Raw genomic sequence first — 16,277 nt, forward strand, 5'->3', positions numbered from 1 at the left:
CTCAAATCAGTTTTTCAATCATGTGAACAGCTGCCTTTTCAAACTGGCTGTGAACGCCCGGCGTCTTAAGTAATGCTTCTAAATCTCTTTTAGCTTTCAAGGTACTTTCAGTGGTGGTTAAGTAAACTTTTTTATAATGGTCAATCGTCTCAATACTCTCCGTATCGGAAATTTTATCGAGATGTTGCCGTATCCGATCAATATCTTCAACACCAGTCTTTTCTTCTATGAATTTCATTTCATTAGGGGATAAATCCTGATTCATTTCTGCTGCATAAAGCAAAATAAACGCAAGGAACTCCTCATAGGTCCAAGAATTGGTTTCTATATTCATATTGCGATGGTATTAATAAATGAGGCAAACTACCTGCATGGGTAAAGATATTAAATTATTATACCTCAAAGAGATCAACAATAAGAACTTATGTTGATTAAAATAACCTTGGTGCTTTCTTCATTAATCCATATTCTTGCCGCCTTATTCTAAACCAAGAAACTATGGCTACCAAAAAGAAAGCGCCCACTAAAAGTAAAGCAAGCATACTAACCGCCGAAGACAAGAAGTTCTTCGAGGCGTATATAAATAACCCATCTCCTACAGGATTTGAATTGGAAGGACAGAAACTTTGGCTGGAATACATTCGCCCGGCGATTGATAAGCACGAAGTAGATAATTACGGTACGGTATATGGTGTGGTAAACCCTGGTGCCAAATTTAAAGTAGCTATTGAAGCTCATGCTGATGAGATTTCTTGGTTTGTTTCCTATATCACTGATAATGGTTTGATTTATGTAAAAAGAAACGGCGGAAGTGACCATCAAATAGCCCCTTCAAAACGAGTTTGGATTCATACTCGAGATGGGAAAAAGATTCCCGCTGTATTTGGTTGGCCTGCCATTCATACCAGAAGCGCTGGAAAGGAACAGGCTCCGGAAGTTAAAAAACATCTTTCTTGACTTAGGTTGCAAAACGAAAGATGAAGTTTTGAAAAAAGGTATCCATGTTGGATGCGTCATTACTTATCAGGATGAGTTTTTTGTCTTGAATGAAAGATACTTTGGTGGTCGAGCCCTCGATAACCGTGCCGGTGGTTTTATCATTGCCAAAGTGGCCCGTATGCTTAAAGACAACAAAAAGAAGCTCCCGTTTTCACTTTATATCGTTAACTCCGTTCAGGAGGAAGTGGGGTTGCGCGGTGCGGAAATGGTGGCACATACAATTCACCCAGATTGTGCGATTATCACAGATGTTTGCCACGATACTACTACTCCAATGATTGATAAAATTGTACAAGGAGATTTCATTGCCGGCGGTGGTCCAGTGTTGACTGTTGGTCCTGCGGTTCACAACAAACTTCTTGACTTTATTATTGATACCGCTAAGGCTGAAAAAATTCCTTATCAAATGGATGCCGCTTCGCGCAGCACCGGTACCGATACCGATGCTTTTGCTTATGCTTCCGGTGGCATTCCTTCGGCACTTATTTCTCTACCCTTGCGCTATATGCACACAACAGTCGAGCTGGTAGCCATAGAGGATGTGGAGAATGTCATCCGACTGATTTATCAATCCTTATTGAAACTTAAACCGGGATTTGATTTTAAATACTTGTAAAACTTGCAGCTAATATTCCATGTACACTATTCAAAGACATTTAAACTATAACACCTGGGCTACCGGCAAAGCCGTAGAGGTTCTTTCATCTGTGGATGAAAAACATTTTGATACTGAGGTGAAGAGTAGTTTTACTACTCTTCGCAAAACTGTTTTTCACCTTTGGGATGCTGAACAAATTTGGCTGACCCGCATTCAGGGAGGGACACCGAAAAGCTGGCCCAGCGTCAACTTTACGGGAACCACCTCTGGCATGTTGGACGGTTGGAAGAAAACCTCAAATGAACTGGCTGAATTTATATCCTCCAAAGATCGTATTTTCTTAGACCAGGAGATTCACTACAAGAACATGAAAGGAATAGAATTCACGCAGCCAATAGAGGATATTCTATTCCACCTCGTCAATCATGGCAGTTTTCATCGCGGACAGTTAGTAACGATGCTTCGTGGCCTTGGGTTTGAAAAGTTCACTTCTCAGGATTTGATTGCATATATGCGTCTATAACACGGAAGAAATTTCTTCCAGACTTCTTAATTTCCAATCTGCGATAATGAAACGTGCTTCATCATAAGTCGCCGGGTCGGGTATTATCACGCATTTCATTTTCGCTGACTTTGCCGCAAGCAAACCATTGAATGAATCTTCAATTACCACACATCTTTCCGGTCGAACGTTGATGCGATCAGCGGTGTGAAGAAAGACTGCCGGATGTGGTTTTCCATAGGTTTCATACTCTGCAGATACCAACATATCGAAATAGGATTCAATCTCCAGTTTCTTTACCGTTGCCTTAATCAAACGCATGGCTGAAGATGAGGCCAGCGCTATTTTTAAGTTTTTGCTTTTACAATAGTTTAAAGATTCATGAACTCCTTTCATTGCCTTGGCTTGATGTGTAATGGCATATTCCATTTCATCAAGTACTTCATCATGAATCTGAACTCTACTTTTGCCTTTCCAAGGTTGACGATGCCACCAATATTCTACCACTTCATCAAAACGAAAGCCGGTAGTTTCGATACAATCTGCTTCGCTCAGTTGCAACCCAACGGTAGCAAAAATCTTTATTTCAGCCTTTCGCCAAAAAGGTTCTGAATCAATCAGCAATCCATCCATATCATAGATAACGGCATCGAAATGTTTTGTCATTTTACGGTTTAATTTTGCACGAAATAATACCTTTTGGATTTCCTTACCGAGTTTCTTTCGCCCTTCCTTCAACCCGACCCAAAAACCGCTGCGCTGGTGGTGTTGAATCTAGTTTTAATTGAAAGCTTACTTTCTATTGACAATGCCGCTGTGCTGGCAACTATGGTCATGGATCTGCCGAAAGAGAAACGTAGCAGAGCATTGAAATACGGCATTCTCGGTGCTTATGTTTTTCGCGGATTGGCCTTGTTTTTTGCCAGTGAATTAATCAAAATTAATTGGCTGAAACTGGCTGGCGGTGCCTATCTATTATATCTGACAGGACATTTTTTCTACAAAAGAATCGGCAAAGAGGAGCACATCCTTGATATTCAAAAGGGAGAATTGGATGAAAAGATAAAGCATCCCAAAACGATTCCGGGGTTAAACCACTTTTGGAGTGTAGTGGTGATGGTAGAACTGATGAACCTCACTTTTTCTATTGACAATGTATTTGCTGCGGTGGCCTTTACCGATAATATCTTCATCATCTGTACCGGAGTGTTTATCGGCATCCTTTCCATGCGTATCGTGGCAGGATATTTTGTAAAACTGATGGAACGTCTTCCTTTTCTCGATTCCATTGCTTATTTGGTCATCGGTGTCTTGGGACTACGTTTGTGCCTTGAATTCGCCTGTCATTATACTCCTGATTTTATATTGTGCAGAATGTTGGAAGCAGAGAACGCTGACATGTATTTTTCCATTTTCACCGTGTCGCTTTTTGTCTTGCCTATTCTTTACCATCTGATTTTTAGAAAGAAAACGTAAATCTCAATAGTTTTAATTGCGCTCTTGGATTGCTTGTACTAGCTCATCCATTTTCTGTCGAACCGGATCAAACACAAGCTGTGCCTGCTGATAGAATGGTAGGCGCTCTTCAAATGTAGTTTGAATATATTTTTTCAAATCGGGTTCATTCAGACCCTTTAGAAGCGGACGTGTAGATATCTCTGTGGTTTTGAGGCGCGAAAAGATGACTTCGATGCCTGGATGAAGAAAAACCACTATACCCTGAGATTTCATCCAATCCATATTATCAAAATAGCAAGGCGTGCCACCTCCGGTAGCTATCACTTGTGTGCCTGGGGCATTCCTCAAACATTTCTGCTCAGCCTTTCTGAAAAAATCAAAGCCCTGCTCATTTATTAACTCACTGACATGTTGTTTGCCGAATTGATGGCTGATGATTTCATCCAAATCACTGAATCCCATCTTGATTTGTCTAGCCAATTTCTTTCCAAAAGTAGTTTTGCCAGATCCCATAAAGCCAATGAGGTAAATATTCTTCACGAAGCAATATTAGCCTATATGGTATAAACTCTAAAGGATTTCTAATGCATCTCCATGGACCGGAGGAGGAGGTATGTCATATAGATGGGTTCACTTACGATTGGCAGAAATCTCATTCGCCTACACTTATTCTAGTTCAGACGCTCACTTATTGAAAAAGGCACATAGAAAATGAACAATACTACATGCCGTAAGGTAAAATGTATGTACTTATCCTTTGTTAATCACATGCTATTGTCCCAATAGTACGTGCTATGGCTCCAAAAGCTCATGCTATTGTCGCAATAGTACATGCTATGGCTTCAAAAGCTCATGCTATTGTCCCAATAGCACATGCTATGGCTCCAAAAGCTCATGCTATTGTTACAATAGCACATGCTATGACTCCAAAAGCTCATGCTATTGTTAGAATAGTGCATGCTATTCGTTGGATAGCATGCACTATACGTGTGTTTTTAGGTGATTTTTTGAAGATTTTAGGGTATTTCACGATAAAATCAGAAATATCAAAGTAGCTGTCGTTGGAGTACTTGCTATCATTGAATGGCTCAACGGTAATCATAGAGTAGTTAGCCTAGCCGGAACTAAAGCGCAACAGATCATTTTGTAAAAGTCTAAATAGCCAATTAGAGGAATGTGGAAATCCCACAAAATGTCCAAAATCAATGCACTACCAGATATTTAGTACGGTATCGGTTTCAAATCGTTAAGGTCCGTTCTGAACTTTTCTTGAGCGGTTGTCTTGCTAGATCGGGTTAAACTCGATTCGGAAGCAATTAATTTGAAGTTTATCCTTAATCTTGGTTTATAAATCTTTGAGGGCGCGTTTATATCTATATTTTAGCCGCCTTAAAAATATTGTGACTGGTGAAATACCGTGATTTATTCCTTACTTTATTAACGACCGCTGGATTATTGCTGTTGTTCAATTCAAGAATAGGCGTAATGCCGCCATTGGGTAAATTTTTGAACCCTTTTGATGGCGTCTGGCAAAATGCTGAAAATTCGTCCTCTCTTAAGGATGTTGAATATCAATTGGAGGGATTAAAAGCAGGGGCAAAGGTCTATTTTGATGATAGGATGGTTCCGCATGTTTTTGCAGAAAGCGATGAGGATATGTATTTTTTACAGGGATACATCACCGCCAAATACCGTTTATGGCAGATGGAGATTCAAACGCACAATGCTGCCGGGAGACTAACGGAAGTAGTAGGGGAGAAGGCACTTGAAACTGACCGCCGAACGAGAAGGCTGGGCATGCAAACCGATGCCGACGATGCCACGGCGTTTGTAGCCAAGAACCCAGAAAGCAAAAGAATGATTCAGGCCTATTGCGACGGGGTGAATGCCTATATCAAAAACTTAAAAAGGAAGGATTACCCAATTGAATATAAACTGCTGGACTATCAACCGGAAGCGTGGACGCCGGTGAAGGTTTCATTGCTATTAAAGAACATGGCCAGCATTCTTTCGGTTTTGAGTATGATATTGAGAATACCAACTTCATTGCTAAATATGGTGACGAAGCATTTCAAAAGCTTTATCCTGATTTTACCGATGCTGAGGACCCTGTAATTCCTGTTGGAACGAAATGGGGTTTTAAGGCAAACAGCTCAAATAAATCACAGGCTGCCGTTGAAACGAAATCGGGAGAAACATATAGTTCTATATTAGAAAAGCCGGAGGAGATAAATGGCTCCAACAATTGGGCGGTGAGTGGCAGCAAGACAAAAAGCGGTAAGCCAATTCTTTGCAATGATCCGCATCTGAAATTATCACTCCCCTCTATTTGGTTTGAGATGCACTTGGTCTCGCCTACCATGAATGTTTATGGTGCCACTCTTCCCGGTTCACCTGCGGTTATTATAGGATTTAATGATTCTATTTCATGGGGGGTGACGAATGGTGGCAGAGATGTACGTGATTGGTACAAAATTAAATTCAAAGATGCCTCTCGTGAAGAATATGAAGTCAACGGACAATGGGAAAAGTCTATTAAAAAGCCAGAACTATTCTTGGTTCGCGGAAAAGGGGCTTTCCATGATACAGTAGTTTATACTCGTTTTGGGCCAGTGGTGTTTGATGAGAAGTTTGGTGAGGTGGAGAGTAAAAAGAATATGGCGGTATCTTGGACAGCTAAATTGCCCTCCAACGAATTTGAGACGTTTTACGGCTTAAACAAAGGAAAGAACTATGACGATTATATGCAGGCCTTGAAACATTATGATTGCCCTTCGCAGAATTTTGTTTTTGCTTCCAGAAGCGGTGACATAGCCATCCGGCATCAAGGTAAGTTTCCAATAGTAAATGATATGCCTGGCAAAGGCAAGTTGGTATTTGATGGTAGCACGGATCAGGGCGAGTGGAAACAGTTTATTCCTTCGGAACAAAATCCTTCCATGTTGAATCCTGATCGTGGTTTTGTGAGTAGTGCCAACCAACGGCCTACAGATTCTACTTATCCTTATTACTATTCTGGAGTGGGGGTTTTTGAAAATTATCGCAATCGAAGAATCAATCAATTATTGGCCGGTGGTAAGGATATTGATGTAGATTTTATGAAAAAAATGCAGAATGATAATTTCAATCTTCACGCCTCTGAAGTTGCACCCATCATGCTATCACTTCTTGATCTTTCTGCCTTAAACACAGAGGAGAAGAAAATAGCTGAAGAGATTTATCATTGGGATTTTTATAACAACCCGGATGAAACAACCCCGATATATTTTGAAATCTGGTGGAATGAATTGCGCAGATTATTGTGGGATGAAATGGCTGACCCGAAGGTTCCGATGAAGCAACCGAGTTTTTATATCACCGGTAAGTTTTTGCAATCGGACAGCACCTCTGCCTTCTATGATATTCTCAGTACTCCGGAAAAGGAATCGAGAAAGGATATCGTGCTGCGTTCATTCAAACATATTTTAATCTCCCTGCGCAACAAAGAATTTACAGAAACCAAAGGCGCCTATGCTAACGATAGAGTCTATGAAAAGAAAGACATGAATGCAAAGGATTGGGGGAGTTATAAATCTACTAAGATTGCGCACCTGGCAGGTATTGATGCTTTCAGCAAGTTGAACGTATACAGCGGAGGCAATATAGGTACCATTAATGCCACCAACTCTGCACACGGCCCATCCTGGAGAATGATCGTTGATGAAGCAACGATGAAGGCCTATGTTGTTTATCCGGGCGGACAATCGGGTAATCCGGGAAGCCCCTATTACGATAACATGGTGAATGCCTGGGCGAAAGGAGAATATTTTCAGGCATCTTTTGTGCGAACTGGTGATGGGCTTGGCGCACACAAACTTTTTATATCCACTTTTAAACCAAAATAAATCTAATGAAGTTTCTTATTGCTATTGTCTTGATTGCAGTTTTGTCTTTTGCCGTACAACAGTTTTTCCCTTGGTGGTCTGTTGCCATTGTTGCTTTTGCAGTCGGTTTTGTCATGCGCCAGCCGCGTCGCGAAGCTGCCTTTTTCGCAGGGCTGCTTTCCCTATTCTTACTATGGACGTTCTATTCCTATTATCTGGCTCATGCCAATCAGCATTTGCTTTCTGAAAAACTGGCAGAATTATTTGCTCCGATTATTAGAGACAAACAATTCCGTCTATATATCCTTACCGGTGCTATAGGAGGATTGGTTGGCGGTTTTGCGTCGCTAAGCGGAAGACTTTCTGCTATCGCAGTAGGGATGAAGTAATCTTTTTTAGTTCGATTATCTAATAATCTCCGCTAAAGTCCTGAGTGGCTCTAATGGAGCGCGCGTTATTTTCATCTTTTGTTTCAAAGATAGCCCCACAACCTAAATAGAGCAGGTTTTTGTCGAGCATCACCTTGCGATGTGGTGGAGAATTGTATAAGTCTTTCACCAATACTTCTGCCACTTGCAGGTAGCTTACTTTCAGTGGAACCGGGAAGCTATTCATATCAATATTTTCCCCATTCACTGTTGAATTCACGCCAAACAGTTTTAACCGCACCGGTGGCATTTTCAATGCAGCGGTTTTGGGATTGACATGCTCAAAGAAATTTTTTGCCACCATCTGATGCGTGTGTACCACCGCAGCGTTTCTCAGTTCCGCTGAAAATTTTAAAGTTGCCACATTCTTTTGTTCCCGAAGTTTATTGGTGGCAAAGAAGAAAGCCGCATTCATCAGGTGCAGATCGTAGTGGGCAGGGTCAACCACCCTGTTTGGTTCTTTAAGCGTATCAAAACTCTTCCACGTATGATCTTCATACACTTTCTGTTTGAAGTAGGAATCCTTCTGAAACAGCGTGATTTCAGATAGATATTGTCCGCCTTTATCCGAGGCAAATAATAGAGGTAGTAGATATAAAAAGACAACCGCAGGCCACATACCTTTAAAACGAAATTATTTGAAAAATATTGGGTGCGGGGTAAGTCCCCGATATTTTCAGACTATTTCTCTCTTACATAAACAAGGGTAGTGCCGTGTTTGGTTGCTTTTTCCGAAAACTCGAACCGATTTCCAATGCTTTTGATTAAAGGCAGCAACTTCTTGAATCCGTGATTGCGAGGGTCAAAGTCCGGTTGCTTCTTAATGAGCAAATTCCCCAACTCACCTAGAAAAGCCCATCCCTCTTCATCTGCAATATCGTTGATGCTATCGGAAATCAGATTGACCAATTCCTTATTGATAGGTCCAATCACCTCTTCCGAAGTGTTTTGAGATTTTGTTTTGGTCTTTGATTTTTGAGCAGGTCTGGAAGCCGGTTGCGGCAGCGGTTGTTTAGCCTTCAATATCTCAAGGTAGATAAATTTATCGCAGGCCGAGATAAAGGCCGTAGGCGTTTTCTTCTCTCCCAAACCCAACACCTTCATGCCTGCCTCTCGAAGGCGTATAGCCAAACGGGTGAAATCACTATCGCTTGAAACGATACAAAATCCATCCACCCTACCACTGTAAAGGATGTCCATAGCATCAATAATCATGGCAGAGTCGGTCGCGTTCTTGCCGCTGGTATAACTATATTGTTGTACCGGAGTGATGGCATTTTCAAGCAAAACTGTTTTCCAACCCGATACCGTAGGTTTTGTCCAATCGGCATAAATCTTTTTGAAGGTTGGTGTGCCATACTTGGCAATCTCTTCCAACATCGCCTTCACGTTTGAATAGGGCACGTTGTCGGCATCTATTAAAACCGCGAAACGAAGCTCTTTGATGGTTTCCATTTTGTATGAATTTGAGTGCAATATAAGAGAATAGGATTCCTACGCCGAAGGCACTGAACCAAGAAGAAAAATCGGCTTCTAACAACTGTAACTATATTCCTAAATTGGAAATAACCTTCCTTAATTGGTATTTAGGCTAATGTGACTGGTATAGCGCCTGTTGTAATCAGTATTGCCCCTTGTTTGATTAGTATAGCGTGGAAACTTATTGGTTAAGCGGGGATTATAATTGGTTTTCGGGGGAAAATGATTGGTATTCGCGGGATTATGATTGGTTAAAGCCTTTGGCAGAGGAACTTATGGGCGCTTTAGGGCATTCACTTAGAGAATGAATACATACCGCCCAATTATTCAGCCAATTAGGAAAAATTTGAAGTGAGTATGCTACTAGCGAATTAGAGAAAACTTGCCACCAAGAAGAAAGTCAACTGAGAATCACTAAGAACTTCCTGCAGATATTTACAAGCAGTTTCTGTTATACTCCCCTACAATGTCTTCTATATCCTCACTTCGGAAAGTTTTCTGTTTGATTTTAATGGCTAATTCAGGACAATCGGCAAAATATAAAGACATGCTATCTCTGAAATCATCCCAATTTATTTTAGTGAGTGTTCCCTGATGTTTCTGTAAAATGTAATCAATACTTGGGGCGCAGACCCCGCAACGAGGGCTGAGCGAGGGGAGTGGATAGTACTTCAGCAAACGCAGGCTGCCGTCCTTTATCAATAGCAAAAAGAAATATTGGCTGCCTGAATGAAATGGGTTTGCTATTCCCGCATCATTTTTAACCGAGACCATTCTTATCTTTTCTCTTCTATATTCAAATTGCACTTCTGCTACCTCTCCAGGTTTTATGGACTGCTGTACACCCGTAGAATCGAAATAGGTCATTCCCCAGTGCATATTGTGATAGGCGGGTTCGCGATCTATTTTATTCAGAGGAACATCTAAAGTGATTGGAATCGTATCATCTGAAAGGGTGATGAGCAAAGCCGGTAGCTTTTTTGCTTCCACATTATTTCTACATGAAAAAAGCAGAAAAAATACGAAGGCAAAAATCTTTGCTTTGTCCATGATTTAGAAAGAAGTGCCCAGTCGTAGATAGAGTCCGGTTCCGGTATAGTGAGTAGGGACAACCAGTCCGATAATATTGCCGGTACCGAGCGTGAAGTCAAAATATTTCCACGATTTAGAAAACTCAAAGCCGAGGTTAAACTTGCTGTACCCGCCCCCGCCCATAGAGGCCGAGAAGACCATATCGGGACGGATGAAGTAGTTGGCCTTGAGGTATCCATAAAAGAAATAGCGAGGAATATGTCGGTATTGACCGCCTACGCTAATCACCAATTTATCTCCAAAAATAGGTTGAGAATATACCAAGGCTGCGGTGAAAGGCACCATCACAGAGTAGTGCTTGTTGGTTTTTTTAGGTAGATTGGTGAGCAAAGCGCTGTCAATATTTAGGTTGCCGAAAGTAGCGCTGTTAAACGAAAACAGGTTGGGAAATTCTATACCCTGAAAGTGTACAAAACCAGTGTCGGTATAATTTACCGGATGTTTGGAAAATGACATCACGCCGAGGTCTGATACATCCAATGCCAACTTCCACTGGTTTTCTTCAGAAATGGAAAGATGGAGGTCGCCGGAGAAACCAATGCCGTTCATTTCGGTAAAAGGTGTAGCGCCTTCATCGGCAGAGTTGTACTTCAAATCATATTGCATGTCCAGATATTCGCCGTCTGGAGCGGTGTATAGCCAAGCATCGCGTGTGCTGATTTGTTGATTGCTCATCACTTGCAGAAATGAATAGCTCAACCCAAAGTCGGTTCTTATCCGATTGCTGCGGAATGTTTTCTGGATACCAAAAGTATATTGGTTGTAAATGAAATTTTGAAAGCGGATGCCGCTGAGGTCAACCGTATCATCTTCAAACATGGCATTGCCATAGAAAAGAAGTTGGTAGGTTTCTTTAGAGCCGGAAAGATTTCGCATTTGTCGGTGATGGTAACCAAAGTACAGCATACCATCCCATTTTTTCAAATATCTCTGATAATCAAAACCTGCGTTCAAATAATCTTCAAAGGCCAGCCGGTTCTTAATGCCCCGGTTGGCGCGGTCTTTCAAGGTGTTGTTTATTTGTCCCTTAAAAATCATTTTGTAAGCAAACATGGCGGGGACCGAGTTGGAATTGGCAAAATAATCAAAGGAAGCCGTGATGCGGTTCAGTGCTGAATCGCGCATTTGCGAATTGAAGTGCGGATTGAGCGTAGTACCGGTATAATTGAAAAGATTGGGGTTTGAATCAAATTGTGCTGATACAAAAAGACTCATCCCCAGCAGAATAGGCAGAAATATATTTTTCATGTACATGGTTGCAGAAAGAAAGAATTATAGTTTAATCCCGAGTTTGTAATTAAACCGAGCGGTAAGCGTAATGCTCAATTGATTGTCACCGTATATTTTAAGATGCTGACCAGCGCAGGCAGGATTGTTTGTAGTGGTAGAAAACGTCGCCGAAACGGTGGCAAACTTTCCTCGCTTAAGGTTATCCATTCGCTCTTCGCTAATCGGCAAGGGTATTTTTGTTTTGGTGGGCGATTCCACTTTGCAATTGGCATCCAGCACTCCTCCGGGAATAGAGACGTTGGATAGCAAAGTATCTACCGGTTGCCAGAATTCATCAAATACAACCATTTGCAGAGAGGCATCGAGTGGATAATTGTTGTTGGCAATGATATTTAGAAGGCCATCCTTGATGCCACCGACGTCGGTAGTAACGGTACTCAAATCAAAATCAATGGTGTCCAGAAGGTGTAGGTTGTTGGCAATGAGCGAAAGTGGGACTTCGGCGTTGAGATTGATTTTCAATCCTTTTTGCAAATAGGCGAAATCACGATACTGCTGATTATTGCCGTTCACGTTGGTTTTGACCGCCACATCATAACTGATTTGAGAAGGAAGAATACCGATAAGGTCTTTGATATTTGAGTTGCTGTTGTTCATCTGGAATTTATTCGCCGCCGGCTTCCATGGAAAGTCCGTAGCTCGATTCACCATCAGTTTTTGACCAACGATTGAACCAATCAGTTGCTTGGAGCCGTTCACGGGACTGCTGGCGGCCATATTGTTTATGATCACTTCGCCATCTACACCCAATCCGTTTTCTACTTCCAAAGAGACATTCACACTTTCTAAATCAATTGTTCCGCTCTGAAACATATCCAGGAACGAGAAAGCGGCATTGTCTGCCACCGTAATGGTATCGCGACCGAGATAGCCTTTGACGTAGTTGGGTTTTATGCCTTTGATTCTGTATTCAACATGGACACTGTCGCTGTTGGTAACGTGTCGGGTAATACCTGAAGAATCGAGACGTGCAATAATGCGTTGTGTATAGGTGTTGAATTCGGTGCCGTTCTTTCCGGTCAAATTGATAGCAAAACCGGCGATATTGATAGGCGTATCAATGGTTACGGTGCCATTGGGTGGCGCAGGAGGAACCACCGAACGATGGACTAATGGATGCCCATAGTTGTCAAAGGCACCTACTAAAGTATATTCTAAAGTGAGTTGTTCTTCCACGGAACTGGTGATATAGACATGTAAGATTCCTTCCCGCGCATCTACATAAGTCAGTTTTCGGTCATCAATCACTTGAACCACATCTTCTGTAACGTCCGATACATTCTGAGTAGGGAATTTTGCCCAAGCCTCTGATACCCTTAATTGAGTGATAAAAATCTTTGCCTGTATATAATCTTGTAAATTGATGAGAACCATATTGCCGCTACTTCCAGGCGTATTCAAATTAGTTATCTCAAAACTTAGTTTGTTTTTCACTTTTTTCCCTGCCAGGGGAATAGTGAAATAGGCAGAATCATGAGATGCAATGTATGGAAGCGTCGAAGAACCTATTATGCCTGCGTCTTCTGCATTTTTAAGTGTGCAAATGGCACCTGCACTAAAGGGTATTGGGAAATTATTAATCAACCAAACCTGCAATTCGCCGGAGACCATTACCGCACTGTCATAAAACTGGGCATTGTCAAATACGTTAGGGCCAGGATCCAGACCATTAAACGGGGGGATCTCCATCATTTGACCATCGTTTTGAAGGATAATGTTTCCAAAAATCTGTTTGACACCACCACCAGCTGCCATCGTGGTAGCGATCTCCCAAGTGTTACCGATTGGTTGATAGATTGATTTCCCAATACCAGATTACTAACGTTGAACTTTTGTTTGATGGCGGTATCGGGGAAATCAATCACTTTATCTGCCAGCGAAAAATCATACAGGTGTGATTGTTGCACGATGGATAAGACATTATCGCTGTTTACTTTAAGTAGCGAATCTTTAATCAGGTTTTTTAGGGTAAGGTTAGTATGAGCAATGGGTACAAGCATTTCTGTCTCCCAACTTGTCCGGCTTTCTTTTTTGCATCCTGCAACCAAGAGAAAAAAACAAATAAACAAGACTGGGGTAAAACTACGATGATTATATTTCATTGAATCAAATTTTACTAAGCGACAAATATAATTTGATAGCGCTGATTCTAAGCGGTCATGAAATCTCATGTATTCAAAAGAAAGTTTTATTTCGTGTGCTCAACAGAACACCGGCTACGTCCTTAAACTAAGCATGAACAAACGCAAAATATTCAACGACCCGGTTCACGGATTCATTACTATCCCTCACGAACTGGTGTTTGACCTCATCGAACACCGATACTTTCAACGGCTGAGGAGAATCAAACAACTGGGGCTCAGTGATTATGTTTATCCGGGAGCGGTTCATTCTCGGTTTCATCATGCGCTAGGAGCTTTTCATTTAATGAGGCGTGTTTTGGCGCTACTTAAAATTAAGGGGCATCGCATTAGCGAAGAGGAAGAATTGGGAGCGAGCATCGCTATCTTGCTTCACGACATCGGGCACGGTCCCTTTTCACACACGCTGGAGAAATATTTAATCCCCAAAGTGCATCACGAAGATATTTCCCGTGTTTATATGCGCCGATTGAATAAACACTTCAAAGGGAAGCTCGATTTAGCCATAGATATATTCGACGGCACCTATCGCAAAAGGTTTCTACACCAATTGGTTTCTTCTCAGTTAGACGTTGACAGATTGGACTATCTCACCCGTGATTCCTTTTTTACCGGTGTGAATGAAGGGACGATTCTTATGAGCGAATCATAGAAATGATCAACGTCCATGACGATGAACTTGTTGTGGAACAAAAGGGTGTTTATTCCATTGAGAGTTTTATTATCTCCCGCCGCCTGATGTACTGGCAAGTCTATCTGCATAAAACAGTTCTGTGTGTGGAAGAAATGATGGTGAAAGCCGTGCAGCGTGCTCAATATCTATCTGTCAAGGGTATGTTGCCAGTTTCTTCTCCTGCCCTTGCCTACTTTTTGAATAAGAAAGTACAACTGAAAAAATTTGATGAAGACCCGGCAGTGCTCGATTATTACTCTGAATTGGATGATGTAGATATTTTTGCAGCCTTGAAAGCTTGGTCTAACTCTGACGACAAGGTGCTACGGGTTCTCTGCGAATGTATCCTCCATCGAAAGTTATTTCGTATCGAAACCGGCTACCAACCCTTTCCGTCCAAAAAGATTCAACTCCTGCGCGACAAGGCCATGAAGAAATTTAAACTGGATGAAGAAGAAGCCGGCTATCTCGTTTTTAGCGGCTCTACTTCAAACCATGCTTATGACCCGGGAGAGAATCGAATCAATATACTGACTAATGATGGCAAGGTGATTGATATTTCAAAAGCAAGCGAACAATTGAACAGTACCGTTTTGAATAAGCCGGTCGTCAAACATTATGTGTTTTATCCAAAGGTTTTAGAAAATTGATGCAATAATTATTTACCAGTACGTTTATAAGCCTTCTTACATAATATCAACATGGAAATAACCGCAAAAGAGTTGGCAGTTCTGCTCAACGCAAAACTGGAAGGCAATCCGGATACGATGGTATCCAAACTATCTAAAATTGAAGAAGCCGACAAGGATTCATTCTGCTTTCTTGCCAATTCAAAATATTACCACTACGCACAAACCGCCACAGCGGGAATTTTGCTTTGCGATGAAAAGTTGGAGTACAACCAACGGAATATTTCTGCCGTACTGCGAGTGGCAGAACCCTATATTGCTTTTCAAAAGTTGATGGAACTTTATGCCACCATGAATGGTTCTTCAAACAATAAGGGGATTGAAGAACAGTCGCATATAGGAAAGGATAGTGTGGCGGGTGAAGGTTTGTACCTAGGCTCGTTTAGCTATATCGGCAATCAGGTTAAAGTCGGGAAAAACGTACAGATTTACCCCAACTGCTTCATTGGTGATCATTGTGAGATTGGAGATAACACCATACTCTATGCCAATGTTTCTGTTTATCGTGATTGTAAAATCGGCAATGATTGTATTCTTCATTCTGGTTGTGTAGTGGGAGCCGATGGCTTCGGGTTTGCTCCGCAGGAAGATGGCAGCTATAAAAAGATACCTCAAACCGGAAACGTGGTGATTGGAAACCGTGTAGAAATTGGTGCCAACACCTGCATTGACCGGGCGGTCATCGGTTCTACGGTGATAGGAGATGGAGTTAAATTAGATAACCTGATTCAAATCGCTCATAATGTTGAATTGGGTGAGAATACCGCCATCGCTTCTTTAGTCGGAGTTTCAGGCTCCTCTAAACTGGGTAAAAATGTATTGGTAGGCGGGCAAGCAGGTATTACCGGACATTTAACTATTGCCGATGGGGTGAAAATTCAGGCACAGGCCGCGGTCATTCATGATATTAAAGACAAAGGCAAAGGGGTTTCTGGCACTCCGGCCATAGATGCGCGAGAGCATTACCGGATTATTGCCTCCATGAAGCAATTGCCTGATTTGATTAAGAGGGTTAAAGAACTGGAAAAGAAATTACTTGAAAAGCCCTAAGAATATGTGGGTGCA

The 16,277-nt window shown here is 41.7% G+C and carries 15 protein-coding genes and 2 pseudogenes; 8 read left to right on the forward strand and 9 right to left on the reverse strand.

Features of this window, described 5'->3' with window-relative positions; all coding sequences use genetic code 11:
- Window position 1: 1 nt before the first annotated feature.
- On the reverse strand, window positions 2-334 hold the full coding sequence (locus tag IPP77_14815; GenBank protein MBL0310886.1) for a hypothetical protein: 333 nt from the start codon (window positions 332-334) through the stop codon (window positions 2-4).
- A gap of 164 nt (window positions 335-498) precedes the next feature.
- On the opposite strand from IPP77_14815, the pseudogene IPP77_14820 reads away from it, so the two are divergent.
- Together IPP77_14820 and IPP77_14825 are read left to right on the forward strand one after the other, a co-directional pair.
- Window positions 499-1,615 (forward strand): annotated as a pseudogene (locus tag IPP77_14820) (M42 family metallopeptidase).
- 19 nt (window positions 1,616-1,634) lie between these two features.
- The gene (locus IPP77_14825) at window positions 1,635-2,120 is read left to right on the forward strand and encodes a DinB family protein (protein ID MBL0310887.1); all 486 of its coding nucleotides are present in this window, start codon (window positions 1,635-1,637) and stop codon (window positions 2,118-2,120) included.
- Here IPP77_14825 and hxpB read toward each other — a convergent pair.
- A complete protein-coding gene (gene hxpB, locus IPP77_14830) occupies window positions 2,115-2,765 on the reverse strand; it encodes a hexitol phosphatase HxpB (protein ID MBL0310888.1) in 651 nt (216 codons plus the stop codon). The genes IPP77_14825 and hxpB overlap by 6 nt on opposite strands.
- Window positions 2,766-2,798: 33 nt before the next feature.
- Between hxpB and IPP77_14835 the strand changes: the two genes are divergently transcribed.
- Window positions 2,799-3,575 (forward strand): DUF475 domain-containing protein, encoded by a 777-nt coding sequence (locus tag IPP77_14835; GenBank protein ID MBL0310889.1) that lies wholly within the window; start codon window positions 2,799-2,801, stop codon window positions 3,573-3,575.
- Between the two features lie 12 nt (window positions 3,576-3,587).
- Here the strand turns inward: IPP77_14835 and IPP77_14840 are convergent, their stop codons facing one another.
- Window positions 3,588-4,097 carry a shikimate kinase gene (locus IPP77_14840; GenBank protein ID MBL0310890.1) on the reverse strand — a complete coding sequence of 170 codons (510 nt, stop codon included), beginning with the start codon at window positions 4,095-4,097 and terminating at the stop codon, window positions 3,588-3,590.
- 254 nt (window positions 4,098-4,351) lie between these two features.
- Between IPP77_14840 and IPP77_14845 the strand changes: the two genes are divergently transcribed.
- The 3 genes from IPP77_14845 (at window position 4,352) to IPP77_14855 (ending at window position 7,809) form a co-directional block, all read left to right on the forward strand.
- On the forward strand, window positions 4,352-4,612 hold the full coding sequence (locus tag IPP77_14845) for a hypothetical protein (GenBank protein MBL0310891.1): 261 nt from the start codon (window positions 4,352-4,354) through the stop codon (window positions 4,610-4,612).
- A 903-nt stretch (window positions 4,613-5,515) separates the two neighbouring features.
- Window positions 5,516-7,441 carry a penicillin acylase family protein gene (locus IPP77_14850; protein ID MBL0310892.1) on the forward strand — a complete coding sequence of 642 codons (1,926 nt, stop codon included), beginning with the start codon at window positions 5,516-5,518 and terminating at the stop codon, window positions 7,439-7,441.
- Between the two features lie 5 nt (window positions 7,442-7,446).
- Window positions 7,447-7,809: a hypothetical protein gene (locus tag IPP77_14855; GenBank protein MBL0310893.1), complete on the forward strand. Its 363-nt coding sequence runs from the start codon at window positions 7,447-7,449 to the stop codon at window positions 7,807-7,809.
- A 19-nt stretch (window positions 7,810-7,828) separates the two neighbouring features.
- Here IPP77_14855 and IPP77_14860 read toward each other — a convergent pair whose 3' ends face one another.
- The 6 genes from IPP77_14860 to IPP77_14885 all read right to left on the reverse strand — a co-directional run bounded on the left by IPP77_14860 (window position 7,829) and on the right by IPP77_14885 (window position 13,811).
- Entirely contained in the window at window positions 7,829-8,467 is a 639-nt protein-coding gene (locus tag IPP77_14860) for a CAP domain-containing protein (GenBank protein MBL0310894.1), read from the reverse strand.
- 62 nt (window positions 8,468-8,529) lie between these two features.
- The gene (locus IPP77_14865; protein MBL0310895.1) at window positions 8,530-9,303 is read right to left on the reverse strand and encodes an NYN domain-containing protein; all 774 of its coding nucleotides are present in this window, start codon (window positions 9,301-9,303) and stop codon (window positions 8,530-8,532) included.
- Window positions 9,304-9,762: 459 nt separating this feature from the next.
- A complete protein-coding gene (locus IPP77_14870; GenBank protein ID MBL0310896.1) occupies window positions 9,763-10,377 on the reverse strand; it encodes a hypothetical protein in 615 nt (204 codons plus the stop codon).
- 3 nt (window positions 10,378-10,380) lie between these two features.
- Entirely contained in the window at window positions 10,381-11,667 is a 1,287-nt protein-coding gene (locus IPP77_14875) for a hypothetical protein (protein MBL0310897.1), read from the reverse strand.
- Window positions 11,668-11,691: 24 nt separating this feature from the next.
- Window positions 11,692-13,401: a hypothetical protein gene (locus IPP77_14880; protein MBL0310898.1), complete on the reverse strand. Its 1,710-nt coding sequence runs from the start codon at window positions 13,399-13,401 to the stop codon at window positions 11,692-11,694.
- Window positions 13,398-13,811, reverse strand: a complete 414-nt coding sequence (locus IPP77_14885) for a hypothetical protein (protein ID MBL0310899.1) — start codon at window positions 13,809-13,811, stop codon at window positions 13,398-13,400. Before IPP77_14885 ends, IPP77_14880 begins: the two co-directional genes overlap by 4 nt.
- A 133-nt stretch (window positions 13,812-13,944) precedes the next feature.
- Here IPP77_14885 and IPP77_14890 point away from each other — a divergent pair.
- Both IPP77_14890 and lpxD read left to right on the forward strand, forming a co-directional pair.
- Window positions 13,945-15,173, forward strand: a pseudogene (locus IPP77_14890) (HD domain-containing protein).
- Window positions 15,174-15,218: 45 nt separating this feature from the next.
- Window positions 15,219-16,262, forward strand: a complete 1,044-nt coding sequence (gene lpxD / locus IPP77_14895; GenBank protein MBL0310900.1) for a UDP-3-O-(3-hydroxymyristoyl)glucosamine N-acyltransferase — start codon at window positions 15,219-15,221, stop codon at window positions 16,260-16,262.
- Window positions 16,263-16,277: the final 15 nt, after the last annotated feature.

This window comes from Bacteroidota bacterium (assembly GCA_016722375.1).
GTDB lineage: Bacteria > Bacteroidota > Bacteroidia > Chitinophagales > LD1 > Bog-950.

Bases quoted from the DNA above. Each gene is read 5' to 3' on its own strand.
- IPP77_14855 (MBL0310893.1), top strand. From the start codon at position 7,447: ATGAAGTTTCTTATTGCTATTGTCTTGATTGCAGTTTTGTCTTTTGCC.
- IPP77_14815 (MBL0310886.1), bottom strand. From the start codon at position 334: ATGAATATAGAAACCAATTCTTGGACCTATGAGGAGTTCCTTGCGTTT.
- IPP77_14870 (MBL0310896.1), bottom strand. From the start codon at position 10,377: ATGGACAAAGCAAAGATTTTTGCCTTCGTATTTTTTCTGCTTTTTTCA.
- IPP77_14875 (MBL0310897.1), bottom strand. From the start codon at position 11,667: ATGAAAAATATATTTCTGCCTATTCTGCTGGGGATGAGTCTTTTTGTA.
- IPP77_14860 (MBL0310894.1), bottom strand. From the start codon at position 8,467: ATGTGGCCTGCGGTTGTCTTTTTATATCTACTACCTCTATTATTTGCC.
- IPP77_14885 (MBL0310899.1), bottom strand. From the start codon at position 13,811: ATGAAATATAATCATCGTAGTTTTACCCCAGTCTTGTTTATTTGTTTT.
- IPP77_14825 (MBL0310887.1), top strand. From the start codon at position 1,635: ATGTACACTATTCAAAGACATTTAAACTATAACACCTGGGCTACCGGC.
- IPP77_14865 (MBL0310895.1), bottom strand. From the start codon at position 9,303: ATGGAAACCATCAAAGAGCTTCGTTTCGCGGTTTTAATAGATGCCGAC.
- hxpB (MBL0310888.1), bottom strand. From the start codon at position 2,765: ATGACAAAACATTTCGATGCCGTTATCTATGATATGGATGGATTGCTG.
- IPP77_14880 (MBL0310898.1), bottom strand. From the start codon at position 13,401: ATGATGGAGATCCCCCCGTTTAATGGTCTGGATCCTGGCCCTAACGTA.
- IPP77_14845 (MBL0310891.1), top strand. From the start codon at position 4,352: ATGGCTCCAAAAGCTCATGCTATTGTCGCAATAGTACATGCTATGGCT.